The 25892-nt window shown below is 68.1% G+C and carries 21 protein-coding genes; 9 read left to right on the top strand and 12 right to left on the bottom strand.

Annotated features, from left to right (window positions below):
• Positions 1-9: 9 nt before the first annotated feature.
• Together B9D87_RS12550 and tap are read right to left on the bottom strand one after the other, a co-directional pair.
• Positions 10-1377, bottom strand: a complete 1368-nt coding sequence (locus B9D87_RS12550) for an FAD-binding oxidoreductase (protein WP_007773757.1) — start codon at positions 1375-1377, stop codon at positions 10-12.
• Positions 1374-2639, bottom strand: coding sequence for a multidrug efflux MFS transporter Tap (gene tap, locus B9D87_RS12545; RefSeq protein WP_007773760.1), 1266 nt, complete (start codon positions 2637-2639; stop codon positions 1374-1376). The genes B9D87_RS12550 and tap overlap by 4 nt, the downstream gene beginning before the upstream one ends.
• Before the next feature lie 59 nt (positions 2640-2698).
• Between tap and B9D87_RS12540 the strand changes: the two genes are divergently transcribed.
• From B9D87_RS12540 to B9D87_RS12530, 3 genes are read left to right on the top strand one after another with little or no spacing between them, the layout of a single operon-like run.
• The gene (locus B9D87_RS12540) at positions 2699-3526 is read left to right on the top strand and encodes a uracil-DNA glycosylase (RefSeq protein WP_007773763.1); all 828 of its coding nucleotides are present in this window, start codon (positions 2699-2701) and stop codon (positions 3524-3526) included.
• Positions 3523-4653 carry an FAD-binding protein gene (locus B9D87_RS12535; RefSeq protein WP_007773765.1) on the top strand — a complete coding sequence of 377 codons (1131 nt, stop codon included), beginning with the start codon at positions 3523-3525 and terminating at the stop codon, positions 4651-4653. The genes B9D87_RS12540 and B9D87_RS12535 overlap by 4 nt, the downstream gene beginning before the upstream one ends.
• Positions 4654-4694: 41 nt before the next feature.
• Positions 4695-5726, top strand: coding sequence for an LLM class flavin-dependent oxidoreductase (locus tag B9D87_RS12530; RefSeq protein ID WP_007773767.1), 1032 nt, complete (start codon positions 4695-4697; stop codon positions 5724-5726).
• Here B9D87_RS12530 and B9D87_RS12525 read toward each other — a convergent pair.
• Both B9D87_RS12525 and B9D87_RS12520 read right to left on the bottom strand, forming a co-directional pair.
• On the bottom strand, positions 5723-9688 hold the full coding sequence (locus tag B9D87_RS12525; RefSeq protein WP_080598611.1) for a bifunctional diguanylate cyclase/phosphodiesterase: 3966 nt from the start codon (positions 9686-9688) through the stop codon (positions 5723-5725). The genes B9D87_RS12530 and B9D87_RS12525 overlap by 4 nt on opposite strands.
• Before the next feature lie 145 nt (positions 9689-9833).
• Positions 9834-10268: an HIT family protein gene (locus B9D87_RS12520; RefSeq protein WP_007773772.1), complete on the bottom strand. Its 435-nt coding sequence runs from the start codon at positions 10266-10268 to the stop codon at positions 9834-9836.
• Positions 10269-10393: 125 nt separating this feature from the next.
• Here B9D87_RS12520 and B9D87_RS12515 point away from each other — a divergent pair, with 125 nt between their 5' ends.
• The gene (locus tag B9D87_RS12515) at positions 10394-11737 is read left to right on the top strand and encodes an amidase (protein ID WP_052002559.1); all 1344 of its coding nucleotides are present in this window, start codon (positions 10394-10396) and stop codon (positions 11735-11737) included.
• 52 nt (positions 11738-11789) lie between these two features.
• Here B9D87_RS12515 and B9D87_RS12510 read toward each other — a convergent pair whose 3' ends face one another.
• The gene (locus B9D87_RS12510; protein ID WP_007773775.1) at positions 11790-12287 is read right to left on the bottom strand and encodes a DNA-deoxyinosine glycosylase; all 498 of its coding nucleotides are present in this window, start codon (positions 12285-12287) and stop codon (positions 11790-11792) included.
• A 40-nt stretch (positions 12288-12327) separates the two neighbouring features.
• On the opposite strand from B9D87_RS12510, the gene B9D87_RS12505 reads away from it, so the two are divergent.
• Complete coding sequence (locus B9D87_RS12505) at positions 12328-13449, top strand: adenylate cyclase regulatory domain-containing protein (protein ID WP_238553472.1); 1122 nt, start codon at positions 12328-12330, stop codon at positions 13447-13449.
• Between the two features lie 304 nt (positions 13450-13753).
• Positions 13754-14326, top strand: a complete 573-nt coding sequence (abmR, locus tag B9D87_RS12500; protein ID WP_007773783.1) for an ATP-binding transcription factor AbmR — start codon at positions 13754-13756, stop codon at positions 14324-14326.
• 23 nt (positions 14327-14349) lie between these two features.
• Here the strand turns inward: abmR and B9D87_RS12495 are convergent, their stop codons facing one another.
• The gene (locus B9D87_RS12495) at positions 14350-16224 is read right to left on the bottom strand and encodes a serine/threonine-protein kinase PknH/PknJ (protein ID WP_007773784.1); all 1875 of its coding nucleotides are present in this window, start codon (positions 16222-16224) and stop codon (positions 14350-14352) included.
• Positions 16225-16503: 279 nt separating this feature from the next.
• Here B9D87_RS12495 and B9D87_RS12490 point away from each other — a divergent pair, with 279 nt between their 5' ends.
• Positions 16504-17475 carry an IS481 family transposase gene (locus B9D87_RS12490; RefSeq protein WP_040631171.1) on the top strand — a complete coding sequence of 324 codons (972 nt, stop codon included), beginning with the start codon at positions 16504-16506 and terminating at the stop codon, positions 17473-17475.
• A 24-nt stretch (positions 17476-17499) separates the two neighbouring features.
• On the opposite strand, the gene B9D87_RS12485 is transcribed toward B9D87_RS12490, so the two are convergent.
• The 5 genes from B9D87_RS12485 to B9D87_RS12465 form a co-directional block, all read right to left on the bottom strand.
• On the bottom strand, positions 17500-18681 hold the full coding sequence (locus B9D87_RS12485) for a BTAD domain-containing putative transcriptional regulator (RefSeq protein WP_415623595.1): 1182 nt from the start codon (positions 18679-18681) through the stop codon (positions 17500-17502).
• 215 nt (positions 18682-18896) lie between these two features.
• Complete coding sequence (locus B9D87_RS12480; protein WP_007773787.1) at positions 18897-19589, bottom strand: hypothetical protein; 693 nt, start codon at positions 19587-19589, stop codon at positions 18897-18899.
• Positions 19590-19703: 114 nt separating this feature from the next.
• Complete coding sequence (locus B9D87_RS12475; protein ID WP_007773788.1) at positions 19704-20048, bottom strand: DUF732 domain-containing protein; 345 nt, start codon at positions 20046-20048, stop codon at positions 19704-19706.
• Between the two features lie 131 nt (positions 20049-20179).
• Positions 20180-22063, bottom strand: coding sequence for an ABC transporter ATP-binding protein (locus B9D87_RS12470; RefSeq protein ID WP_085977863.1), 1884 nt, complete (start codon positions 22061-22063; stop codon positions 20180-20182).
• 26 nt (positions 22064-22089) lie between these two features.
• Positions 22090-23856, bottom strand: a complete 1767-nt coding sequence (locus tag B9D87_RS12465; protein ID WP_007773791.1) for an ABC transporter ATP-binding protein — start codon at positions 23854-23856, stop codon at positions 22090-22092.
• A gap of 182 nt (positions 23857-24038) precedes the next feature.
• Between B9D87_RS12465 and B9D87_RS12460 the strand changes: the two genes are divergently transcribed.
• Entirely contained in the window at positions 24039-24596 is a 558-nt protein-coding gene (locus tag B9D87_RS12460; protein ID WP_007773792.1) for a DUF3558 domain-containing protein, read from the top strand.
• A gap of 29 nt (positions 24597-24625) precedes the next feature.
• The gene (locus tag B9D87_RS12455) at positions 24626-25165 is read left to right on the top strand and encodes a DUF3558 domain-containing protein (RefSeq protein WP_007773794.1); all 540 of its coding nucleotides are present in this window, start codon (positions 24626-24628) and stop codon (positions 25163-25165) included.
• Between the two features lie 80 nt (positions 25166-25245).
• On the opposite strand, the gene B9D87_RS12450 is transcribed toward B9D87_RS12455, so the two are convergent.
• Positions 25246-25749 (bottom strand): SixA phosphatase family protein, encoded by a 504-nt coding sequence (locus tag B9D87_RS12450; RefSeq protein ID WP_007773795.1) that lies wholly within the window; start codon positions 25747-25749, stop codon positions 25246-25248.
• Positions 25750-25892 lie beyond the last annotated feature (143 nt).

The raw sequence follows: 25892 nt of genomic DNA, 5'->3' as shown, positions 1-25892 counted from the left end.
CCAGCGAAACTAAATCCCCGACCCCGGATTGAGGATGCCCTGCGGATCCAGCGCCTGCTTGATCCGGCGGTTGAGGTCCATCACGTCGGGTCCTAGATAGCCGGCCAGCCAGGGCCGCTTCAGCCGGCCGACGCCGTGCTCCCCGGTGATGGTGCCGCCCAGCCCCACGGCCAGGTCCATGATCTCGCCGAACGCCAGGTGCGCACGTTCGGTCATGTCGGGATCGGCGGGGTCGTAGACGATCAGGGGGTGGGTGTTGCCGTCGCCGGCGTGGGCGATGACCGAGATCATCAGGTCGCGCTCCGCGGCGATGCCCGCGATCCCGGTGACCAGCTGGCCCAGCGCCGGAAGCGGCACCCCGACGTCCTCGAGCAGTAACGAGCCCTTGGCCTCGACGGCCGGGATGCAGAACCGCCGGGCGACGACGAACGCCTCGCCCTCGTCGGGATCGTCGGTCGAAAACAACTCCGTCGCAGCGTGTTCCGCGAAAATCTCGGCCATGATTTCGGCGTCCTCGCTGCCGGCGCGGCCGCGCTCGTCGGACCCTGCCACCAGCATGGCGGCCGCCCCGCGGTCCAGATCCATGCGCAGGCTGTCCTCGACGGCGTTGATCGCCACCGAATCCATGAACTCCAGCATCGAGGGCCGCAGCCGTGAGGTGACCCCGAGCACCGCCTCGGTCGCGTCCTGGACGGTCGCGAAGCTGGCCACCACGATGCTGGACGCGTTCTGCTTGGGCACCAGCCGCAGCGTCACTTCGGTGACGACGCCCAGCGTTCCCTCGCTGCCGACGAAGAGCTTCGTCAGCGAAAGGCCCGCGACGTCTTTCAACCGTGGGCCGCCCAGTCGAACGGCGGTGCCGTCGGCCAGCACCACCTGCATGCCGAGCACGTAATCGGTGGTGACGCCGTACTTCACGCAGCACAGCCCGCCGGCGTTGGTGGCGATATTGCCGCCGATGCTGCAGATTTCGAACGACGACGGGTCCGGTGGATACCACAGGCCGTGCTCGGCGGCCGCCTTCTTCACCTCGGCGTTGAACAGCCCCGGTTGGCACACCGCGGTGCGCGTCACCGGGTCGATGGTGATGTCGCGCATCTTCTCGGTGGACAGCACGATGCCGTTGTCCAGTGCGGTCGCCCCGCCGGACAGGCCGCTGCCCGCGCCGCGGGTCACGACCGGCACCCGGTGCGCCGCGGCCCAGCGCAGCACGGTCTGCACCTCTTCGGTGTGCCGCGGCCGCACCACCGCCAGCGGCTTGCCGGCCGACGGGTCGAACGCGCGGTCCTGGCGATAGCCCTCGGTGACCGTCGGGTCGGTGACGACCATCCCGTCGGGCAGGTCGGCGATCAGGCTGGCCAGGGCGTCAGAGCTCACGGCCCGATACTAAGCCCGCCTTCGGGGTCCGGGTCCTCCACGAACTCCGGCGCTTTGTCCAGTTCGCGCAGCGACGGCAGCCGGCAGGCGATGACGCCGATCAGCAGGATCGGCACCGCCAGCGCCAGGAACGTGACCTTCAGGCCGGCCGCATCGGTCAGCGGCCCGGCCACCAGCAAGCCCAGCGGGCCCGCCGCGTAGGTCAGCCCCGTCATCACCCCGACCACCCGACCGCGCAGCCGATGCGGGGCCCGGGTCTGCATCATGTAGTTGTAGATCGGCTGGATCGGCCCGTAGACCACCCCGGTGACCGCGCACAGCACCAGGATCACCGGCAACGGCGGCAGGAACGCGACCCCGACGGTCGCCGCGCCGAACGTGAGGGTGGCGGTCAGCACGGCGGTGCGCCGCCGGGTGTATTTCGACAGCACGGCGTAGCCGAGCGCTCCCGCCACGCCGCCGAACCCGATCGCCATCAACGCCCAGCCCAGTTGCGCGGGCTGGTGCTGGTCGGAGAAGTACTTCGGGAACAGCACGCTTTCCATCGGCAGGTAGAGCGCGGTGACCGCCAGGTCGATCAACCCGAGCGTCCGCAGTACCCGCGTGTTCCACACGAAGTGCAGCCCTTCGGCGATTCCGGACATCCACCCGGCGGGTCGGGTGTCGCGCCCGGGCTTGCCGGTGCCCGCGAGGCGCAGCGGCCCGATCGTCAGGATGGACAGCCCGAACAACCCCGCCGTCACCCACATCGTGTTGATGCCGCCGACCGTGGCGATCATCAGGCCGCCGATCCCCGGGCCCACGATGAACCCGAGGTTGAGGATCGCCTCGTAGATGCTGTTGGTGCGGGCCAGCGACCAGCCCGCCCGGGCGGCCGCCTCGGGCAGCATCGATTCGCGCGCCGTCGTCCCGGCCGGGTCGAAGGCGGCCGCGAAGAAGGCCAGGACGGCCAGCACCGCCAGGTTGAGCGCGTCGCCGCCGAGCCACCAGGCGATCAGCGGGACGGCGGTCACCGCCGTCCCGGACAGCGAATCGGAGATCAGGGACACCCGGCGGCGCCCGAAGAAGTCGACCGCGGCACCGGCGACGAGAGTGGACAAGACCAGGGGCAGCGTCATGGCCAGGGCGACCGCCGAAGCGTCGCGCGCGCTGTTGTGGTGCTGCAACGCCAGCCACGGAAACGCGACTATCGAGATGCCACTGCCCGCCGTCGCCATCAACGTGGCGAACAGGATCAGGAACGCTGGGCCGCCGCTTTTCATTGAATATCGCCGCTGAATGTATGCCAAAGCCGCGGTTGCGGCGACTGAATTTTCGGCTCATGCAGGATGTTCATGTGCTCGCCCACCCACGCACCGGCCAGATGTTCGGCTCCCCGGTTCCGGCCGGTGCCGGATGGCCGGGTGATCCGGCCACCCCGCGGACCCCGGTGGCAACGGATGCCGCAGCCGTCGCCGAACTCGCCGGACACGCCGGTTCGATCCCCGAAATCGACGCGCTGGTTAGCGTCTGCCGGGCCTGCCCGCGATTGGTCAGCTGGCGCGAGGACGTCGCGGTTGTCAAGCGCCGAGCCTTCGCCGACCAACCGTATTGGGGGCGACCGGTGCCCAGCTGGGGATCGGTGCGACCCCGGCTGTTGATCGTCGGTTTGGCGCCCGCCGCGCACGGCGCCAACCGGACCGGGCGGATGTTCACCGGCGACCGCTCGGGCGACCAGTTGTACGCGGCGCTGTACCGGGCCGGACTGGTGAACCAGCCGACCAGTGTCGACGCCGCGGATGGGTTGCAGACCAAGAAGATTCGCATCGTCGCGCCGGTGCGGTGCGCGCCGCCCGCCAACGCGCCGACGACCGAGGAGCGGGACGCCTGCTGGCCCTGGCTGCAGGCCGAATGGCGGTTGGTGTCCGAGGACGTCCGTGTGGTCGTGGCCCTGGGCGGGTTCGGCTGGCAGATCGCGCTGCGGCTGCCGGGCACCGTCGCCGGGCGCAAGCCACGGTTCGGCCACGGCGTGGTTGCCGATTTGGCGCCCGGCGTGCGATTGCTCGGTTGCTACCACCCGAGCCAGCAAAACATGTTCACCGGTAGGTTGACACCAGCAATGCTCGACGACGTCTTTCGCGACGCAAAAGAACTGGCAGGGATCAAGTGACCGAGGTTCTGGTATCGGGCGCCAGCGTGGCGGGCGCGGCGACCGCGTTCTGGCTTGGGCGGCATGGCTTTTCGGTGACGGTGGTAGAGCGTCACCGGGGCCCGCGTCCCGGTGGTCAGGCCATCGACGTGCGCGGACCGGCGTTGACGGTGCTCGAGCGGATGGGCCTGCTGGGCGCGGCCCAGAAGCGCAAGACGCAAATCCAGGGATCCTCGGTCGTCGATCGTGACGGCAACGAATTGTCCCGGGACACCGAGTCGACACCCACCGGTGGGCCTATCGACAGTCCCAACATCGAGCTGTTGCGCGACGACCTGGTCGAATTGCTTTATGGCGCAAGTCAATGGACGGCCGAGTACCTTTTCGACGACACCGTCACCGCCGTGCAGGACGACGGCGCGGCGGTCCACGTCACCTTCGAGCGCGCCGCGCCGCGCAGTTTCGATCTGGTGGTCGGGGCCGACGGATTGCACTCCAACGTGCGGCGATTGGTTTTCGGGCCGGAGGAGGATTACCTCGAGAGGCTGGGCACGCACGCGGCGATCTTCACGGTGCCCAATTTCTTGGACCTGGACTACTGGCAGATGTGGCACTACGGCGACGCCACCATGGCGGGGGTCTACAGCGCGCGCAACAACGCCGAGGCGCGGGCCATGGTCGGGTTCATGGATACCGATCTGCGGATCGACTACCGCGATACCGAGGCCCAATTGGCCGAGCTGGAGCGGCGGATGGCCGGCGACGGCTGGGTGCGCCCGCAGCTGCTGGAGTACATGCGGACCGCACCGGATTTCTACGTCGACGAGATGTCGCAGATCAAGATGGATCGCTGGTCGCGGGGGAGGGTGGCGCTGGTCGGTGACGCCGGGTACTGCTGCTCGCCGCTGTCGGGGCAGGGGACCAGTGTCGCGCTGCTGGGCGCCTACATTCTGGCCGGTGAGCTCAAGGCGGCCTCGCAGGGCGGGACGGTGGATTACGAAGCCGGGTTCGCCAACTATCACGGCGAGTTCAGCGACTACGTCAAGCGCAACCAGTGGCTGGTGGTGGACAACATTCCGGGTGGCGCGCCGATACCGCAAGAGGTGTTCGACCGTATCGTCGCCTCCATCACGCTCAAGGATTACTGAGCCCGGGGAACGTTTGCGGGCCCTGGCGCGTTGACGCGATCGTGCGTCTTTCCGTTCTTGACCTCATCCCGGTGCGCACCGACCAGACGACCGGTGGGGCCCTGGCCGCCACCGTCCATCTCGCGCAGGCCGCGGACCGGCTGGGTTTCACCCGCTACTGGGTCGCCGAGCACCACAACATGCCGTCGGTGGGTGCCACCAGCCCGCCCGTGGTGCTGGCCTACCTGGCCGCGCAGACCTCGCAGCTTCGGCTCGGGTCGGGTGGCGTGATGCTGCCCAACCACGCGCCGCTGGCGGTGGCCGAGCAATTCGCGCTGCTGGAAGCCGCCGCCCCGGGCCGCATCGACCTCGGCATCGGCCGCGCGCCCGGCTCGGATCCGGTGACGTCGTACGCGCTGCGGGGCGGCCGGGACGATCGCGACATCGAGAACTTCCCCGAATACCTCGACGACGTGGCGGCGCTGATGAGCGCTCGCGGCGTGCGGGTTCCGCTGCGCTCGGGTGACTACACCCTCAAGGCCACCCCCGCCGCGGCCGGTGAACCGCGCCTGTGGCTGCTGGGCTCGTCGATGTACTCGGCGCATCTGGCCGCCGCCAAGGGGTTGCCCTATGTGTTCGCGCATCACTTCTCGGGCAACGGAACCGAGGAGGCGCTCGAGGTGTACCGCTCGCGGTTCAAGCCCAGTGAGCTGACGGCCGAGCCGCTGACTTTTCTGACGGTGAACGCCGTGGTCGCCGAAACGCGGGAAGACGCAACAGCTTTGAGGCTGCCCAACCTTCAGATGATGGCCCGGCTCAGGACCGGCCAGCCGCTGGGGCCGGTGCCGCTGGTCGAGGAGGCCGCGGTGGCCGAGCTGACCGGGCAGCAACAGCGGATCGTCGAGAGCGGCCTGCGCCGCGGCGTTGTGGGCGCACCGGCCGAGGCCGCCGACCAGATCCGGGCGCTGGCGGAGCGGTTCGGCGTCGACGAAGTCATGGTGAACCCGGTGGCCTCGGCGCGTCGCGGTACCGATCCCGGCACCGCGCCGGCGCGGGTCGCGACGCTGGAACTGCTGGCCAAGGAGCTGTTCTAGCCCTCGTTCGAACTCGCCCGCTCGTTGGACCGGGCGGGGTGGCTATTCGGCGCGTTGTCGGCGATCCAGTCGCGCAGGTCGTCCGGCGGCAGCGGCGGGCTGTGCACGAAGCCCTGGGTGATGTTGCACCCATACCGTCGCAGGGCGTTCAGCGTGGCCTCGTTCTCCACTCCCTCGGCAACCAGATCGGCACCCAGGTTGGACGCCAGCGCCACCGTCGACCGCACGATGGCGACCGAGCGCGCGTCGTGGGCCAGGCGCGACACGAAGATTCGGTCGAGTTTCAGCTCGTCGACCGAAACCTCTTGCAGGCGAGCCAATGACGACCAACCGGTGCCGTAATCGTCGAGCGAGATCCGGATCCCCAGGCCCTGCAGCGCGGCGACGGTGTTGCGGGATCGCACCGAGTCCACCAGCGCGCTCTCGGTGATCTCGAGAATGAGCGCCTCGGCCGGCAAATCGTGGTTGGCCAGGAGCCGCTCGACGGTGCCGACGAGTTCGATGTCCAGCAGATTGGTCGTCGACAAGTTCACCGCGACGGTCAGCGGCATGCCTTCGTCGCGCCACGAGCGGACCTGCGCCAGCGCCATGGACAGCGTGCGGTTGGAGATCTTGCGCATCAGCCCGGCGCGTTCGGCGACGGACAAAAACTCCTCCGGCAGCAGCGTTCCGCGGGTGGGGTGCTGCCAGCGCAGCACCGCCTCGACACTGTGGACGCTGCCGTCCCTGCCGTCGATCTTGGGCTGGTAGTGCAGCCTCAGCTCGTCGGTGTCGAACAACGCTGTGCGCAACTCCTCGATGAGGCTCGGGTCGTTGTCGCGATGAACCTCGAGCGACGAGTCGTAGACCGCGATCTTGCTGCGCGCGGATTTGGCGTGCGCCATGGTGATCTCGGCGCGGCTCAGCAAGTCTTGCGGGGAGTCGCAGTGGTCCGGGCAGAGCGCGATGGCGATGCGGGCGTCCACCTGCACGGTAATCGGATCCAAAGCAATTGGCTCACTTAAGGCTTCGAGTAGCCGCCCCGCCGAGGCGCTGGCCGCGGTGAGGTTGGCGCCGTCCGACAGCAGCACGGCGAATTGGTCTTCACCCACCCGTGCGAGCAGATCGTCACGACGGACGCAGCCGGCCAGTCGATTTGCGATATGGCACAGCAGCTCGTCACCGAACTGGCTGCCGATCGAATCGGTGATCTCGTGAAAATCGCTCAGGCTCAACAGCAACAGCGCGCGGCGCGCGCGTGCCCTGGTCGGCATCGACCTGGATCCGGTTGGTGGCGAAACCGGCAACCCGCTTAGCGCCGTCGCCAGTGAACGGCGGTTCGGCAGCGCCGTCAGCTCGTCGATCATGGCGTGCCTGTCGTTCGTCTGCAGCAGGCCCGCGTTGCGGAACGTCAGCGCGAACCGCCCGGTCGCCACGACCAGGCTCAGCGCCGCCAGGGTTGCGGCGAGTCGCGAATGATGCGCCAGGACAATCACGCCCAGCGCCACGATGGCGGCCACCACCGGAGTGATGTAGGGCCCGTAGCGGCCCCGGGATGGTGGCGTGATCGACGACGATCTGGCCCAGCTCGCCATCGCGATGAGCAATGACGACGCGGCCCAACCGGCATCCAGCAACGAGCCGGCCCGATACACACCGGCGGACGATTGAAACAAATAGGCGGCGTCGGAGACCGCAAACAGGACCAATCCGGCCACCAGCAGCGCCCAGCGAATCTCGTTGCGCCAACCGAGGATCGGCAACATCCCGGCGGCCAGGGCCAGGAGCACCAGATCGCTCCATGGATAGGCCAGCCCCACCCATACGGTCGCCGGGCTGCGTATCGCGGCCGCCCGGATGGGGCCGGCGGTCAACGCCGCGGCCACCGCCGCCAACGTCAACGCGCAGATGAACGAGTCGAGCTGAATCGGCATCGGCAGCCGCTTGAGCCGTGCCCGCATCAACAGCAACAGCCCGGCGTAGACGAAGGGGTAGTACGCCAGATACTCCGGATCGGCCACCGATGGGGATCGGCCGTTTGGCACCCACAAGGCATAGACGACGTCACCCACGGCCGAGGACGCCATCCCCGCGGCGATCAGCGCCCAGGCCAACCGGTCGGCCGGGACGCGGTAGGCGCGCAGCGCGATCAGTCCGGCCGCGACCACGGTCAGCGCCGTGAACAGCGCGGCAGCCGAGACGATGCCGAGGCCGGCGTTCGGGCGTACGACGCTGGACACGGTGAAGGCGATCACTCCGATCGTCAGCAGCGCGATTGCGGCCCGCACGTCCCGCGGCGGCCGGCGGACGGTGTCGGGTGCCTCCTCGGGCGGGCTCGGTGCGGCGGTCGCGACCTCCGCGGTGGGCCGGCGATCCCGCGGCGCATCTCCGTCGCCACCGCTGATAGGGCGGGAGGCCCCCGGCGATCTGTTCGAACCCGGCGCCGCCGGAAACGCGTACGGCAGCGGCAAGTCCGGCATGAAGCTGCGGATGCATTGGCCGCCTTCACGTTTGGCCGCGTACATGGCCAAGTCGGCGTGCCGCAGCAGCTGATCGACCGTGCAGTTCGCCGAGCCGGTGGCCACGGTGAATCCGATGCTCGGGCGCACCGTGATCGGAATGCCGTCGATCATGATCGCCCCGGCGAAGGCGTCGAGGATGCGGTGGGCGGCCGCCTGCGATTCTTCGACGGAGGCTTCGATGACCGCCGCGAATTCGTCGCCACCCAGCCGGGCGATGGTGCCCGTGTCGCCCAGCGCGGCGGTGAGCCGGCCGGCCACGCGGACCAGGAGTTCGTCGCCGGCCGGATGCCCCAGGGCGTCGTTGACCGCTTTGAAGTTGTCGAGGTCCAGGCACAACACCGCGATCGGTGTGCCGTCGGGATGTCGACGCGCGACGGCCAACTCCAACCGATGCAGGAACAGCGCCCGATTGGCCAGACCGGTCAGGTGGTCGCGGAAGGCCTCCTGCGCGACTTCGGACAGCAGATTCTGGTTCTCCACCAGGGCCACGAATTGTCGGGCCAGCACGGCGGCCACCAGTATTCCCAGTGCGCCCAGCAAGGGTTTGTGCAGCGTATTGCCGGCCGCGTGCGCCCAGCCCACCGCCGCCGCCATGGTAAGCGGCAGGTACGGCAGCCACAGGCGGGTGTGCAGCTCCACCTCGTCCGGTGATGGTGACAATGGCGCCGGGGGACGCTCGTGGCGGCTGGCCGCTGCGGCCAGCGCCAGCATCGCCAGCCCGGCGACCCGGGTCAGGTCGGCCAAGTAGCCGGTGTGATAGCTACCGATACCGGTGTCGAAAACCAGCACCAGGTCGGCAAGGTTGATCGTCCCGATCCCGCTGGCCAGCAGGATTCGGCTCGGCTGGTCACCGGGGCGCGCCCGCGACAGCATCAGGATCGCCGTCGTCAGCAGGACGATGTCGCTGAAGACCTCCACCAGCGTCGTCAGGCTGGTGCCGGTGTGCTCCCGCAGCTGAGTTTCGACCACGAACACCCAGGAGATGACGAACAGCGAGGTCGCCACGATGAGGCCGTCGAGCAGCAGACGCAGGAAGTTGTCGAGGCGAGAGAGCCGGGACAACAACACCAGCGAGGTCATCGCGCCGATCGGATACAACAGCAGCACGATCTCGGTTGCCGCCGGGTTGGCGGCGTGGTCGAATTCCGGCCGCACGTCGTAGACCGCCCAGATGATCTCACCCGCCGCCCAACCGGCCAGGCCCGTGACCAGCGCCAGCCAGCCGTATCGCTGCCGTCCGGCCTTGCCTCGGGCCGCGATCCCGGCGCACACCGCCGTGACGGTGAGACACGCCGCGATGACGACAGCGTTGATCGGCCGCATCCCGTAGGGGCCGTGCGATCCCCAGAACTTCGACACGACGATCAACAACTCGGCGACGCCGTACGCGCCGGCGAGCAGCCAGCCGGTGCGTGCGGGCACCCCCGACCGCCGCCACGGATACACCGCCCAGCGTTTCATCGCCGCACCAGCCGCTCCCCTGCTGAGTGGTGAAGGAATGAACAACCTCACCACGAGTTACCAGGGCATTAAACCGCTGCCGACCTTCGCGAAGTGGGGCTTTTGCCAGGTTGGTACTGGCGCGGGTCGTGATCTGGCCGGCGGCTCAGTCCGGCTGACTTGCGTCGATGCGGGCCAGCGCGGTGCGCAGAATCTGGCCGGTGGCGTCCCGGTCGGGGTCGCGGCGCAGCAACAGCCCCTTGGCCACCGAGAGCTTGTCGCCGTTGCGGCGGGGCAAAACGTGCAGGTGGATATGGAAGACGGTCTGGAAAGCGGCGCTGCCGTCGTTGACCGCGATGTTGGTCGCGTCGGCCAATTCGGTGCTGCGCGCGGCCCGGGCGATGCGCTGCCCCAGGGTGACCATGCCGGCCAGCGTCTCCGGCGGGGTGTCGGTGAGATCGACGCTGTGCCGTTTGGGCAGCACCAACGTGTGGCCGCGGGTGAACGGGCGGATGTCGAGGATGGCCAGGTAGTCGTCGTCTTCATAGATCCGGATGGCCGGGGCCTCGCCGGCGACGATCGCACAGAACACGCAGGACATGTCGCCCACGGTACTGGCTGCTGCGTCGCGGCCATGCCGAGACCATTCGGGGCCTGCCTCGATCGCCGGGATACGCTGCCGCGGTGAACGATCTCGCCTTCGCCGGCGCGGCGGCACACGCGCGCATGCTGGCCAACGGTGACTTGACCGCGCCAGAGTTGCTCGAGCTGTACCTGGAGCGGATCGCGAGGCTGGACAGCCAACTGCGTTGCTACCGCGTGGTGCTCGCCGACCAAGCGCGGTACGAGGCCGCCGTGGCGCACGAGCGCCTGGCCGCGGGCGAACGGCTACCGCTGCTCGGTGTGCCGGTCGCGATCAAAGACGATGTCGACGTCGCCGGGGAGGTGACGACGTTCGGCAGCGGCGGACACCGGCCGGCCGTCACCTCCGACGCGGAGGTGGTGCGGCGGTTGCGGGCCGCGGGGGCGGTGATCATCGGCAAAACCAATGTGCCCGAGCTGATGATGCTGCCCTACACCGAGTCGATGACCTTCGGGGCCACCCGCAACCCGTGGAATCCCACCCGCACCCCGGGCGGCAGCAGCGGCGGGAGTGCCGCCGCGGTCGCCGCCGGGTTGGCCTCTCTGGCACTGGGATCCGACGGCGGCGGCTCGATCCGCATCCCGGCGACGTGGTGTGGCCTGTTCGGCCTGAAGCCGCAACGCGATCGCGTGTCGCTGGAACCGCACGACGACGCCTGGTACGGGTTGAGCGTCAACGGCCCGATCGCGCGGACGGTGATGGACGCGGCCGTGTTCCTGGATGCGACGTCGACGGTGCCCGGCCCCGAAGGAGAGTTCGCGACCGCGGCCGGGCGCAGTCCCGGCCGGTTGCGAATCGCGTTGAGCACCAAGGTCCCAACCCCGCTTCCCGTCAGGGTCGGCAAGGCCGAGTTGACCGCCGTCGACCAGGCGGGCGCGTTGCTTCGCGACCTCGGCCACGACGTCATCAGGGCGGACCCCGAATATCCGGCCTCGGCGATGTTCGCCAACTACCTGCCCCGCTATCTACGCGGTATCTGCGACGACGCGGACGCCCTGGCCCACCCCGAACGCCTGGAAACGCGCACCCGCAACATCGCGCGTTTGGGATCGTTCTTCTCCGACCGGCGGATGGAGGCCATCCGGGCCAACGAGGGCGCGGTGATCTCACGGATCCAGGCGATCTTCGACGACGTCGACGTCGTCGTCACCCCCGGCACCGCGACGGGCCCGTCGCGCATCGGCGCGTATCAACGCCGCGGCGCCGTGTCCACGCTGCTGCGGGTCGGTCAATACGTTCCCTACCAACAGATCTGGAACCTCACCGGACAGCCCGCGGCGGTGGTGCCGTGGGACTTCGACGGGGATCGCTTGCCCATGTCCGTGCAACTCGTCGGCAGGCCCTACGAGGAAGCGACCCTGCTGTCGCTCTCGGCGCAGATCGAAGCCGCCCGGCCGTGGGCGCTGCGGCGACCGCCGGTCTCCTAAGCTTCGCTCGCGATCACCGCCGGGCTCGATGACGGTGACCCGCCTCGCCCGGCTACGCCGCGCTCGCGATCACCTTCCAGGCCGCGAGCTTGGCGCCCGGCCGCACCGCATGGGCCGGGCTGGTAGACGGCAACCGCTGATACCGGATCCGCTGCGGCGCCGCCGCCAGCCGGCGGAACAGATCGGCGGCCTTGGCGCCGTTGAAGTACACCGCGGTGATGGCGGGGTGGCGCTCAAAGAGCTCCCCAAAATCGTTGACCAACACGCTCTTTGGCTCAATCGCCGAATCGGAGCTGCCGACCCGGCGGCACGCCTGCAGCACGTCCCAGAGGGCGATGCCATGGGACCGCAGTGCCGCGAGCCTTCGGTCGTAGGGCGCGGCCGCGGCGAAGCCGAACAGCTCGCCGGTGATCGACCAGAACGCATTGCGCGGATTGGCGTAGTACTGGCCGACCGCCAGCGACTGTGCACTGGGAAACGAGCCGAGGATCAGCGTCCTGGCGCGCTCGTCGACGACGGGCGGGAATCCCCGCAGCAGTGGTGTGCTCATCACCTCACATCATGGCTCGCCCGCGTTGTACGTTGGCGACGTGCAGGACGGGGCCGACCACGACATCGACGATCTGCTCGAGGGGCTCGAGGGCAGCGCGCGCACGGAGCGCGCCGAGCTGGTGAAGTGGCTGTTCGAGCAGGGCGTCAGCGCCGAGGAGATCTGCGCCACCAATCCGCCCTTGCTGCTGGCCACCCGCCACCTCATGGGCGACGACGGCACCTACGTGTCGACCCGCGAGATCAGCGAGGCCCACGGCATCGACCTGGGGTTGCTGCAACAGGTGCAGCGCGCGATCGGTCTGGTTCGCGTGGACGACCCCGACGCGGCCGTGCACATGCGCGCCGACGGTGAAGCCGCCGCCTTCACCCAGCGGTTCGTGGAGCTGGGACTGGATCCCGAACAACTGGTCCTGGTGGTGCGGGTGCTCGCCGAGGGGCTGTCGCGGGCCGCCGAAGTCATGCGGTACACGGCCCTTTCGGCGATCATGCGCCCCGGCGCCACCGAACTCGAAATCGCGCAGGCCTCAAAGGCTTTGGTGGCCGAGATCGCGCCCATGCTCGGCCCGATGGTCGAGCACATGCTGTTCATGCAGCTACGTCACATGATGGAGACCGAGGCGATCAATGCCGCGGAGCGGGCCGCCGGCAAGCCACTGCCGGGAGCGCGCCAGATCACCGTCGCCTTCGCTGACCTGGTCGGCTTCACGAAGATCGGCGAGGCGGTGTCACCCGAGGAGCTGGGTCATCTGGCCAACCGGCTGGCCATCCTCGCCCGGGACATGACCGTGCCCCCGGTGCGATTCATCAAGACGATCGGTGATGCGGTGATGCTCGTCTGCCCCGATCCGCTGCCGTTGCTCGACGTCATCGTCAAACTCGTCGAAGCCGTCGACACCGACAACGACTTTCCCCGGTTGCGAGCGGGGGTGGCGTCCGGGATGGCGGTGAGCCGGGCCGGTGATTGGTTCGGCAGCCCGGTCAACGTGGCGAGCCGCGTTACCAACGTGGCGCGCCCCGGCACGGTCCTGGTCGCGGACTCGGTCTGGGACGTCATCGGCGATCGCGGTCAGTTCTCCGGTTCGTTCGCCGGCGCGCGTCGCCTCAAGGGCATCAAGAGTGAGGTGAAGCTCTTTCGCGTCCGGCGCGGCGACGGCGACTAGACCGGCACATGGGCAGGCCCGGCGCGACTCCAGGGGGCGTCTGACTCCGTCTTATGCGTGTCCTACGCGGCCGGATTCCTACCCCGTGTTCCGGCACTTCGAATTGGTCGCTTCCGGGCCTGCTTCGCTAACCAAAATACGCCGACGCACAACCCAGATCAACGGATTTCCCAGGTTTGTCAAAGTCCTCGACCAGCGGTTACCCGTCGCTCGGGACCACGTGGGGCGGCGCGGTGGCCGGGCGTCGTTTCGCTGCCGGTGAAAGGCCATTCCCTTACGTATGTAACGGTGTAATCATGTAATCATGAAAGCGCATCACACACATCGGCGGTACGGCCGCCCGGGAGGCTGGCAGCAGGCCCAGCAACCCGACGCCAGCGACGCGGCGGAATGGTTCGCCGGTCGTCTTCCGGAGGACTGGTTCGACGGCGACCCGACAGTGGTCGTCGACCGCGAAGAGATCACCGTGATCGGCAAGCTGCCGGATGCGGAAGGCGAAGCCAGCGAGGCCCGCGCGGCCGGGCGGGCCTCGCGATTCCGTGAAGACACCCGCTCGGAGCGGATGCACATCGCCGACGAAGCGCAGGATCGCTACGGCCGCAAGGTGTCCTGGGGCGTCGAGGTCGCGTCCACGGCCGGCGCCGAGCGAATCCTGTTCACACACATCGCCGTACCGGTCATGACGCGGCTGAAGCAGCCCGAGCGCCAAGTGCTCGACACGCTGGTCGATGCCGGGGTCGCCCGATCCCGCGCCGACGCGCTCGCGTGGTCGGTGAAGCTGGTCGGCGAACACGCCGAGGAGTGGCTGGCCAAGTTGCGGGGCGCGATGTCGGCGGTCGACGACCTACGGGCGCAGGGGCCCGATCTTCAGTCGTGACAACGCCTTAACGGTACGGTCGGTCAGCCTTCCGGCTTATCGCTGTCGATCTTGCCGACGATCTTGTCGGCGATCTGGCCGCCCTGGTCGCTGATGTGGTACCCGCACGCGTTGATGTCGACGACGACGTTGTTGGCCACGCTGAGCGCTCGCTGGCACTCCCAGCCGTCGGCGCCTTCCTGGGTATCCATCATGGTGATTTTCGGCGGACTGCCCTGCAGCTGGGCGAACGTCCACCGATAGGTCTTGCTCTTGTTGGTGACGGTCACCGTCTTACCGGCGCAGCCCTTCCACTTCTCCGCGGAGGTCTGCACGAAGCTCTTGGCCCTGTCGGCGGACGGGAAGAGCACGACGGCCTGGTTGACCCAGTGGTCGTAATTGTCGCCCGCCTCCGAGGACACCAGCCCGCTGACCGCCGAGTAGCCGCTGCCGGCGTAGACCGGATCCTGGGTGGTGTAGAGCGCGCCCTGACAATCCGGCGCGGACACCGTCACCGAGGAACTGTCCGTCGCGGTGATCGGTTTGCCCGGCTGCATCGACGACGAGCCCATCACACCGTTGATGTCGGCCGGACTGAGCAGCAGGCCGCTGAGGCGTTCGGGTCCCAGCGGCGCGGCCTGCGGTGGTTCCGGCTTGGGCCGGACGACCAGCCAGATGCCCACCCCGCTCGCGATGACAACGAGCACCACGGCGACGGCGGCGATGATGGGCCAGATATTGCGGTGCGGCTTGGGCGGGGGCTGGCCCCAGGGTGTTGAGCTGGTGAACTGTGGCGGCCCACCCCAGTTGGCGTTGCCGCCTTGGTAATACGGCGGAGCGGGCTGGCCGGCCGCCGGGATCGGTCCGCTGGTGGGAGTCCATGCCGCGGCGCCCTGCGCCGCTATCGGACCGGAAATGGGCGCCGACGGCGGGTCGAACGGCGACGGCGGCGGGGTGGTGTACGTGGGCTGGTACGCCGGCGGAGGCGCAGCGGCGGCGTGGGCCTGGGCGCCGGGGTTCTCGACGGTGGGCAGCGCGGCTTCCTGGCTGCGGCGCAAGATGGTGGCGGCGCGGTCCTGGTCGGGGTTGCTGAGCGCTTGCTTGGCCGCCAGCGCCAGGTCACCCGCGCTGGCGTAGCGGTCTTCGGGCTTTTTGGCCATGCCGCGGGCGATCACCGCGTCGAAGGCCTTGGGGACGCCCGGGCGCTGCTCGCTGGGCGCCGGGATGGGCTCCATCATGTGGGCCGATACCAGCACGCCCGCGCTGTCGGCGCGATAGGGCGGGGTTCCGGTCAGGCACTCGAACAGCACGCAGGCCAGCGCGTAGATATCGGCGCGATAGGTGACCTCCGCATCGGAAAACCGTTCTGGCGCCATGTATTTCCACGTGCCGACCGCGGTGCCGAGCTGGGTGAGCTTGTCGTCGGTGGTGGCGCTGGCGATGCCGAAGTCGACCAGGTAGGCGAAGTCGTCGCGGGTGAGCAGAATGTTCTGCGGTTTGATGTCGCGGTGCATCACCCCGCCGGCATGGGCGGCGTCGAGCGCGGAGGCGATCTGGGTGATGATCGCGACCGCGCGGGGCGGGGTCAGCGGCCCGAAGCGCTTGAGCACGCTGTCCAGGTCGGTGCCCTCGACCAGGCGCATCTCCAAGAACATCTGGCCGTCGATTTCGCCGTAGTCGTGCACCGGCACCACGTGCGGTTCCTGCAAACGACCGGCGGTGCGGGCTTCGCGCTTCAACCGCTCGCGAAACACCGGGTCCCGGCTGAAGCTTTCGGAGAGGAGTTTGACCGCGACCGTCCACTCTTTGACGGTGTGTTCGGCCTCGTAGACCTCACCCATCCCGCCGCGGCCCAGCAGCCGCTTCAGGTGGTAGGGGCCGAACATCGACCCCGCCCGTGAGGACTGCTCGTCACTCATTCCTCATCCTTCCAACCCAACCCCTAGCCTGCCGCTCTCATTCAAGACTTTGCGGACAGGCACACGATCGCAACCCGTGACTGAGCAATCATGACGGTAAGCGCGCAGGCGTCCCACCGCACGATAACGGGAACAATTGCGGCGCGTGTCAGCGCGGGGTCGCCCTTACGAGGTCCTAGCTGTCGTGACCCGCGAGGTTGTTAACGGCGTGCCTGCTTGAAAGTGGGAGGACCTCCTGACGGAGTGGATGTGTCTGGCATTCACCCGTAGGAGGTCCTTGTGTCTCACGCTAACGCCCGTACCAATGTGTTCGCTCGTCGGCTGATTGTTGAGCGTGTCGCCGCCGGGTGGCCGGCCGCGCATGTGGCTGAGCAACTGGGGATTTCGCGGGCGACGGTGTACAAGTGGTTGCGCCGATATGCCCAGGGCGGCATTGCCGCGCTGGCTGACCGTTCGTCACGGCCGATCCAGATGCCCAACCGCACCAGCCATCGGGTCGAGCAGAAGGTGCTCGCCGCCCGCCGACGCCGTAAGCGTGGCGCTGTGGTGCTTGCCGCCGAACTGGATCTGAATCCCTCGACGGTCGGGCGAATCCTGGCGCGCCACCAGATGCCGCATCTAAGTGCCATCGACCCGATCACCGGCGAGGCGGTGCGCTGCTCTTCGCGCAGCGCCAACCGCTACGAACACCCCACGCCAGGGGCCATGGTCCATGTCGACGTCAAAAAGCTCGGCCGCATCCCTTCAGGCGGTGGCTGGCGGCTGCACGGCCGCGACGCCGCGGTCTCAGTTACCCACCGGCACAAGAAGACCAAGATCGGCTACGACTACGTCCACACCGCCATCGATGACTACACCCGGCTGGCCTACAGCGAAGTGCTCTCCGACGAGAAGGACCCGACGTGCGCTGGGTTTCTCCACCGGGCACTGGCCTGGTTCGCCGCCCACGGCGTGCGCGTGCGTCGGTTACTGACCGACAACGCGTTGGTCTACCGACACGGCACCGACTGGGGCTGGGTTTGTTCGGCCTGGCAGCTCAAACGCCGATTCAGCAAGCCCGGCTGTCCCTGGACCAACGGCAAAGCAGAACGCTTCAACCGGACCCTGCTCAACGAATGGGCCTACGCCCGGCCCTGGACCAACAACACCCTGCGCAGACGCGGTCTTGACCAATTCCTTCGCCGCTACAACACTCGACGAGGCCACTCCGCCCTCGGCGGACGACCACCAATCAGCCGACTCGCTGCCTGACAACAACGTGTCAGGTCACGACACCTAGCCGTCGTCGCCGTTGTCGGCGGCGACCTGGAAGGTGAATTCGTGGTCGCCGATCCGGACGCGGTCACCGTCCTGCAAGGTGGCGGCCGAGCGGATTCGTTGGTGCTGCACATGCACGCCGTTGGAGGACCGTAGGTCGTCGATGATGTAGCCGGTTCCGGTGTCGACGACGACGGCGTGGTGGCGGCTGACTTTGGGGGAGTCGAGGACGATGTCGTTGTCGCTAAGCCGCCCAATCGTTGTCGACCCTTGCAGCGGATAGCTGCGCCCGGTCACCTCGTGCAGATAGGCGACCACCTTCCTGTCGGACGTGAACTGCTCGAGCACGGTGATCGCGACCGCCGCGGTCGTCATGGCGTTTTTCTTGGCGTCCAGCGGTTCCTGGCGCAGGATCCGGTCATTGAGGGCGCGCAGGTTCTGGCCCGGGTCGATCCCGAGGTCATCGGCGAGCGACTTTTGCACGCGGCGGTAGGCCGCCAGCGCGTCGGACTGGCGGTCGGACAGGTAGTAGGCGGTCATCAACTGAGCCCACAGTTGCTCGCGGTAAGGATGTTCGGCCGTCAGCGCTTCCAGCTCGGTGATCACAGTAAACGCGCGTCCGCAAGCGATTTCGGCCTCGGCCTGCGCCGTGTGCGTCAGGATCTTCTCCTCGACGAGGGACGCGGTGAAGGCGTCGACGAACCGGAAGTCCTCCAGGTCCTCCAGCACCGGGCCGCGCCATTCGGCCAGGGCCGCGGACAGGTGCCGGCTGGCCTGTTCGAAGCGTCCCGCCGCCGCCGCATGCACGCCGGCGGTCTTTTCGACGATGAAGCGCCCGAGATCGCAAGTGTCATCGGGAATGTTGAGCCGATACCCCGGCGGCGCCGCGACCAGTACGCTGCGCGGGTCCACGCCGGCGCCGCTCAGCAGCTTGCGCAGGTTGGACACGTAGGAGTGCAGGCTGGCCCGCGCCCCCGACGGCGGCGACTCGTCCCACAGCGCGGTGATCAGCCGGTCGACGCCGACCGGGCTGTTGCGGTTCATCAGCAGCATGGCCAGCACCGCCCGCTGTTTGGGTGTGCCGAGCGGCACCAGGGCACCGTCAACGCTCATCTCCAGCGGCCCGAGCAGACCGAATTCGAGACGCTTGTCCGCCATCGCGCCTACCCGCCTTTCCGCGTCCGCGGCGTCGGATGCCATGAGGTCACAGTGGTGATTGTGACGCCAACGGGGCGGATTCGTTGTCAATCCCGGCAAACCGTCGAGCTCCGACGGCATGTCGTCGACTGCATCGCCGCGCACAAGCGCGGTCCCGTGTTGCCGGAAAACTGAAATGTGTTCGCACCCAGCGCGATAGTAGATGGCCCGCACGAATTGGATTGCATCGTCGAGACATACCCACGCGGGCCGTCGGTTCAGCTGGTGACCACCATCAACTCGTTGCTGGTGTCCCAGGATTCGACGAAGAGCTGGATGGGAATTTGCTCGTTGCGGCCCTCCGGGGTGCCGCTGTCGTTGAGGTGGACGATGCCGGTGACGGTGTCCACGCCGGTCACCACCACGGCGTGATCGGACTCCGGGCGGCCGTTCTTGTCCTTCTGCTCGACGGGCTGGTGCCAGATGAGTTCGGCGTTGAGGCTGACGATCACCTTGTGACCGGCGGCCAGCGCTCGCTCGAGTCCTACCATTCCCACGGGGGTGCCGGCTTGTGCGGCGTCGTCCTTATCGGTGGCGACGGCGCCGATCTTGTACTGGGCCAGCAGCTCGGGGATGTCCGCGGTGTTTGCTCCGGGTCCCGACTCCGGATTGCTGCTTGCGGCGGGCCTGGTGTAGATCGGGCCAGGGTGGGTGACGCTGGGGGTCGACTGTGCCTTCTCGATGATGTCGTGTTCTGACGGCTGCACGCCGGTGATCTCGCCGATGACGTCGGCGCTCGACATGAGCACACAGTCGTCGTATTGCTGCTGGCGCCAGAACTGGGCGGCGGCGGCCGGGTCGCCGTAGGTGAGCTGGGAAGCCGCGGCGCCGGCCGGCGCGGCCAGGCCGAGCGCGGCCGCGGCGGCCGCCGCCGCGAGAGTGAGGGTCTTGGCGATGTTGGCGGTCTTCACGGTGGGCCTCTTCTCGTGTCTCGCGCTTGGCGGGTCTGTTGAGAAGAGCTTCGGATGTCCGCCTCTTTGACTTCTCTACGAATTCTTGGAGCCGGCTGGCGTGCCGTCGGCTCGCTACGCGGGCTGCCCGGAGAACTGCGGGCAGTAGGCGATGGTCGCCGCGTTCACCACGCCGGCCGCCTGCGGGGGAGTCAGGTGGGTGTGGCGGAAGATCTGGACGGTGACCGCGATCGGCGTCTGGCCGGCGGACAGGTCGGTGCATACCTGGTGGCCGGCGCGCACGGCATCTTGCGTCGACGGGAAAGTGACGCCGAGGCTTTGCATCTGGCTCAGGAACGCCTGATCGGCGGTCTGCACGGAGCTCGCCGCGGCGGTGCCGGCCATACCGACGGCCGCCAGCCCGATGGCGGCAGCGCCGATGGCGGTGGTGGCGATTGTGGTGATGCGGCGGGAGAACATTGCTGTCACCCCTTTCAGGTGCGTTATTGAGTAGGACGATCCCAGCGTCGCGTTTGTTCCTTGGTGTCTTCTCAATAACTTCTTGGTAGCGATCGCGGCCGCTTATCGGTGCGCCCGCCAGACGCGCGGCGTTACGCCTGTGTCATCTCGTAATACGTGCCGCGCCGGGCGAGCAGTTCACTGTGATTGCCCTGTTCGACGATCCGGCCCGCCTCCACCACCAAAATCCGGTCGGCATCACGGATCGTCGAAAGCCGGTGCGCGATAATGAAACTCGTGCGGTCGCGGCGCAGCTCGCACATCGCGTGCTGGATGAGGGCCTCGGTGCGGGTATCCACCGAACTGGTCGCCTCGTCGAGGATCAACAACTGCGGGCGGGCAAGGAATGCGCGTGCGATGGTGATCAGCTGCTTTTCGCCGGCGCTGATGTTGCCTCCGTCACCGCTGATGCGGGTCTGGTAGCCGGCCGGCAACGTGCGCACGAAACGATCCACGTAGGCGGCGGTTGCGGCCTCGAGCACCTCGTCCTCAGCGGCGCCGGGGCGACCATAGGCGATGTTCTCCGCGATCGTCCCCTCGAACAGCCAGGTGTCCTGCAGCACCATGCCGATTCGCGACCGCAGCGACCGGCGATCCAGCGTGGCGATGTCGACCCCGTCGAGCAGGATCTGGCCGGCGTCGACGTCATAGAACCGCATCAGCAGGTTGACCAGCGTGGTCTTGCCCGCTCCGGTCGGCCCGACGATCGCCACCGTGCTGCCCGGTTCGGCCACCATGGACAGGTCTTCGATCACCGGGGTGCCGGGGCGGTAGGCGAAGCTCACGTGGGCGAATTCGACTCGGCCGGCGGGCCGCCCGGCCGCGACGGCGGGGCCGGGGTGGGCGGTGGGCGCGGGATCCGGCGATTCCTCGGGTTCGTCGAGCAGCGTGAAAACACGTTCGGCGCTGGCCGCCCCGGACTGCAGGGTGTTGTACATGCCGGCCAGCTGGCTCAATGGTGAGTTGAACTGCCGCACATACTGAATGAACGCCTGGATGTTGCCCAGGGTGATGTGGCCGGTGGCCACCTGCAGGCCGCCGACCACGGCGACGGCGACGTAGCCGAGGTTGCCGATGAAGGTGGTCGCCGGCGCCACCAGCCCGGAGAAGAACTGCGCTCCGAAGCTGGCGTGGTAGACGTCGTCGTTGAGGGTGCGGAATTGCTCGCGCGCCGCGGCCTGGTGACCGAAAGTCGTGACCACCGTGAAACCGCTGTAGGTCTCCTCGATGTGGGCGTTGAGGCGTCCGACGCTGGTCCACTGCGCGACGAACAGCCGCTGGGAACGACGCGCGATCGCCCGGGTCGCCACCAGCGACAGCGGCACCGTCAGCACGGTGATCAACACCAGCAGCGGCGAGATGGACAGCATCATCGCCAGCACCGCCAGCACGGTCAGGATCGATGTCAGCAGTTGGCTGATCGTCATCGAGAGCGACGATTGGATGTTGTCGATGTCGTTGGTGACGCGGCTCAGCAGCTCACCACGCTGCCGGCCGTCGAAGTAGGACAACGGCAGCCGGTGGACCTTGTCCTCCACATCGGAACGCAGCGCCACCATGGTTCGCTGCACGGTGACGTTGAGCAGCCGGGCCTGCCCCCAAATCAGCAGCGCGGAAACGAGATACAGGGCCAGCGCCAGCGTCAGCGTCCGCGCCACCGCACCGAAGTCCACGCCGTGGCCCGGCACGACGTTCATCCCGGACAGCAGGTCGGCGAAGGTGTTGGCTCCTCGGCTTCGCGCGGCGGCGATGGCCTGCGCCTTGGTGATTCCGGCGGGGAGCTGACGACCGATCACACCGTTGAACAGTAAATCGGTGGCATGCCCCAGGATCCGCGGGACGATCACGCCGATCGCCGTCCCCGTGATTCCCAGGGTGATCACCGCCGCGCACAGCCGTCGTTGCGGCGCAAGCCGTTTCACCAAGCGGGCTGCCGAGCCCCAGAAGTCGTCGGAACGGGTGGCAGGGGCCGACATCCGGGCCGCGTTGGTGCTCGCACTGGTCACGGCGCGCCCCCGACGCGACCCGAGCGCACCGCGTCGACCGACTGCGAGTCGGCGAATTCGGCGTAGGTGGTGCAATCGGTCAGCAGCGATTCGTGCGTGCCCGCGCCCACCATTTTCCCGTCGTCGATCACGATCACCTGGTCAGCCGTGGCGGCGATCGAGATGCGTTGTGTGACAACGATGACGGTGGCCTCGCCGCAGCTTTCCCGCAGCGAGGCACGCACCCGCGCGTCGGTGCGCGCATCGAGCGCGGCGAACGAGTCGTCGAACAAATAGATCGCCGGGCGGCGGATGACCGCCCGGGCGATGGCGAGTCGCTGCCGCTGCCCGCCGGAGAAGTTGATACCGCCCTGGGCCACCCGCATGCGCAGCCCGTCGTCGTGGGCCCGCACGAAATCGTCGGCGGCGGCCACCCGCAACGCTTCCCACATCTGTTCGTCGCTGACCGCTTGGCCGGGGGCGGCGCCGTAGCGCAGGTTGTCCGCGACGGTTCCGGAGAACAGGTAGCCGCGCTGGGGAACCAGCCCGATCGCCGACCACAACCGCTCGGTCCGGTAATCGCGGACGTCGATGCCGTCGAGCGAGACCGCGCCGCCGGTCACGTCGTAGAGCCGGCAGATCAGCGAGACCAGCGTCGACTTGCCCGAACCGGTGCTGCCGACGATCGCGGTGGTGGTTCCGGGTAGTGCGGTCAGTGAAATGTTCTGCAGCACCGGACGATCGGCGCCCGGGTAGGTGAACGTCGCACCCTCCAGACGCACGGCACCGGTGATCTTGCCCCGCGGGGACCGCGGATTCGGGGGGTCGGTGACGGCGGGGCGGGTGGCGAGCACCTCGGTGATCCGTTCGGCGCAGACGGAGGCCCGCGGCAACACCACCAGCGTCATCGTCGCCATCAGCACCGCCATCAGGATCTGGGTGAAGTAGGCCAGGAAGGCGGTCAGCGAACCGACCTGCATCTGGCCGCGGTCAATGCGCAACCCGCCGAACCAGATCAGCGCGACGCTGGACACGTTGATGGTCAGCGTGGTCACCGGCAGCATCAGCGCTTGCCAGTTCCCCGCGGTCAGCGCGGTGTTCGACAGCGCGGTGTTGGCGCGAGCGAAGCGGTCCCGCTCGAAATCCTCCCGGGCGAACGCCCGGACCACCCGGACGCCGGCCAGCTGGTCGCGCATCACCCGGTTGATGCCGTCGATGAGGCCCTGCATCCGCCGGAACAGGGGCAGCATGTGCGACATCACCCAGTAGTTGGCCACCGCCATGATCGGCACGCTGACCAACAGCAGCCACGTCAGCGCGGCCTCCTGGCGGATGGCCATGAAGATCCCGCCCAGGCACATGATCGGGGCGGTCACCAGCACGGTGCCGGTTATCTGGACCAGGTACTGGATTTGCCGCACGTCGTTGGTGCTGCGCGTCAACAGGGTCGGCGCGCCGAACCGGCCCGTCTCGCGCTCGGAAAAGGTGGTGACGTGGTCGAAGAGCGCCGCGCGCAGATCACGACCGAAGCCCATCCCGGTGCGCGAGCCGAAATAGACCGCCCCGATCGAGCACACCACCTGCAGTGCGGTGACCCCGAGCATCACCATGCCGAGCCGGACGATCGTGGTGGTGTCGCCCTTGGCGACGCCCTCGTCGATGATGGCGGCGTTGACCGTCGGCAGATACAGCGACGCGAGGTTGCTGACCAGCTGCAGCGCCATCAGCACCGCCACCGGCCGCCGGTACGGCCGGATGTACTGGCGCAGCAGTGCCAGGAGCATGGGGTAACTGTCGCATACCGCCCGACCGGCCGTCCCCGCCAACCGCCGGAGGGTCAAGGTCCGAACCGCACGTGTTGGCGGCCCCGAAATACCTGCTCAGGCGCGTCGGTGGTTGACCCGCTGGGCTGCCGCTACAGTGCATCGTGTGGACCAGCAGCGGGCGGAACGGAAGCAGGGTAGCGGTGCGGCGTGACACGAGGGCGCTGGCTCTTGTGGCGTCAGCATTGACGATCCTGATCCCCGCGGCCGCGGGCTGCTCCGATTCCGGCGGCAACAAACCGGGCGCGACGGCGTCGTCGACGCCGCAGAACGGCCAGGGCAACCACGGCGCGATGTTCCCGCAATGCGGCGGCATCAGCGACCAGACCGTCGCCGAGCTCACCAAGGTCACCGGGCTGATCAACACCGCCCGCAACTCGGTCGGGTGCCAGTGGCTGGCCGGCGGCGGCATCCTCGGTCCGCACTTCTCCTTCTCCTGGTATCGCGGGAGCCCCATCGGGCGTGAACGCAAGACCGAGGAGCTCTCGCGCGCCAGCGTCGACGACATCAACATCGACGGCCACGGCGGCTTCATCGCCGTCGGCAACGAGCCCAACCTGGGTGACTCACTGTGCGAGGTGGGCATTCAGTTCCAGGACGACTTTATTGAATGGTCAATCAGCTTCAGCCAGAAGCCGTTCCCGCCGCCGTGCGACATAGCGAAGGAACTGGCTCGCCAATCGATTGCGAACTCGAAATGACGGCGCCGACGCGTGCCGGGTCACGCAGCATGAGGACCGCCCGCATCGCCGCGCTGGTCGTGATCGCCGCGCTGCTGGTGTTGACCGGCTGTTCCCGTTCGATCGGGGGCAACGCGGTCAAGGCGGGCGGCAATGTGCCCCGCAACAACAACTCCCAGCAGCAGTACCCGAACCTGCTCAAGGAATGTGAGGTGTTGACCAGCGACATCCTGGCCAAGACCGTGGGCGCTGATCCACTCGACATTCAGAGCACCTTCGTGGGCGCGATCTGCCGCTGGCAGGCGGCCAACCCGGCCGGCCTGATCGACATCACCCGGTTCTGGTTCGAACAGGGCAGCCTGTCCAACGAGCGCAAGGTGGCCGAATTCCTGAAGTACAAGATCGAGACCCGCTCGATCGCCGGCATCGACTCCATCGTGATGCGGCCCGACGACCCGAACGGCGCGTGCGGCGTGGCCAGCGATGCCGCCGGGGTGGTCGGATGGTGGATCAACCCCCAGGCGCCGGGTATCGACGCGTGCGGACAGGCCATCAAGCTGATGGAGCTGACGCTGGCCACCAACTCCTAGCGGCGGGTCGCCGCCATCGAGTCCTAGCGGCGATCGCAAGCGCGGCGAGGCCGGGCGCAGCGGGTCGCCGCCATCGAGTTCTAGCGTGGCACCTCGAAGTCGGTCAGCGTGGCCACGCCGAGCTCCAGCCGCTTCCACGCGCACGGCACGGTCAGCACCGCGATCGCCGACGTCGGAAACTTGGCCGAAATCCGTTCGGCGGCAGAGGTATTGGTATCCCCGGCGCCGCCGAGCCCCAAGGCGAGGGCTGACATCGTCGGCTCATGCCCGATGACGAGCAACGTGCTGACGCCGTCGTCCACCGCGTTGATCTCGTCGATCATCGTGCCCGGGGTGGTGGCGTAGAGGCGCTCGCTGTATCGCACCGGCGCATCGACGCGGGTGTTCAGCAGCGTCTCGCGGGTGCGCCTCGCCGTGGAGCAGAGCACCCCATCGATGGTGGGCGCGTTGGCGCGCAACCAGTCGCCGGCGAGCCCGGCCTGCCTGATTCCGCGGGGCGCCAACGGCCGATCGTGGTCGCCGACACCGGGCGGATAGTCGGACTTCGCGTGCCGCATCAACAGCAAGGTGCGCTGGTCAGTCACGAGAAGTCAGATTAATCAGTGCGGCGCCACCAGGGCTACGCCGCGTGGCCGTCACCATCGCCATCGTCGAGGCAAACACGTGATCGATGCCCACCTCCACCGGATCGCCGGGCTGCCAAGACGATAACGAGCTATCGGCGGAT

The sequence above is a fragment of the Mycobacterium colombiense CECT 3035 genome, assembly GCF_002105755.1.
In the GTDB taxonomy this organism is placed as follows: domain Bacteria; phylum Actinomycetota; class Actinomycetes; order Mycobacteriales; family Mycobacteriaceae; genus Mycobacterium; species Mycobacterium colombiense.
Note: the sequence above shows the minus strand (reverse complement) of the source record. Positions and strands in the feature narration are given on the sequence as shown.

Excerpts from the sequence above, each read along its gene's own strand:
- tap (WP_007773760.1), bottom strand. The coding sequence starts at position 2,639 with ATGAAAAGCGGCGGCCCAGCGTTCCTGATCCTGTTCGCCACGTTGATG.
- B9D87_RS12540 (WP_007773763.1), top strand. The coding sequence starts at position 2,699 with ATGCAGGATGTTCATGTGCTCGCCCACCCACGCACCGGCCAGATGTTC.
- B9D87_RS12525 (WP_080598611.1), bottom strand. The coding sequence starts at position 9,688 with ATGAAACGCTGGGCGGTGTATCCGTGGCGGCGGTCGGGGGTGCCCGCA.
- B9D87_RS12520 (WP_007773772.1), bottom strand. The coding sequence starts at position 10,268 with ATGTCCTGCGTGTTCTGTGCGATCGTCGCCGGCGAGGCCCCGGCCATC.
- B9D87_RS12515 (WP_052002559.1), top strand. The coding sequence starts at position 10,394 with ATGCTGGCCAACGGTGACTTGACCGCGCCAGAGTTGCTCGAGCTGTAC.
- B9D87_RS12510 (WP_007773775.1), bottom strand. The coding sequence starts at position 12,287 with ATGAGCACACCACTGCTGCGGGGATTCCCGCCCGTCGTCGACGAGCGC.
- abmR (WP_007773783.1), top strand. The coding sequence starts at position 13,754 with ATGAAAGCGCATCACACACATCGGCGGTACGGCCGCCCGGGAGGCTGG.
- B9D87_RS12495 (WP_007773784.1), bottom strand. The coding sequence starts at position 16,224 with ATGAGTGACGAGCAGTCCTCACGGGCGGGGTCGATGTTCGGCCCCTAC.
- B9D87_RS12485 (WP_415623595.1), bottom strand. The coding sequence starts at position 18,681 with ATGGCATCCGACGCCGCGGACGCGGAAAGGCGGGTAGGCGCGATGGCG.
- B9D87_RS12475 (WP_007773788.1), bottom strand. The coding sequence starts at position 20,048 with ATGTTCTCCCGCCGCATCACCACAATCGCCACCACCGCCATCGGCGCT.
- B9D87_RS12470 (WP_085977863.1), bottom strand. The coding sequence starts at position 22,063 with ATGTCGGCCCCTGCCACCCGTTCCGACGACTTCTGGGGCTCGGCAGCC.
- B9D87_RS12465 (WP_007773791.1), bottom strand. The coding sequence starts at position 23,856 with ATGCTCCTGGCACTGCTGCGCCAGTACATCCGGCCGTACCGGCGGCCG.
- B9D87_RS12455 (WP_007773794.1), top strand. The coding sequence starts at position 24,626 with ATGAGGACCGCCCGCATCGCCGCGCTGGTCGTGATCGCCGCGCTGCTG.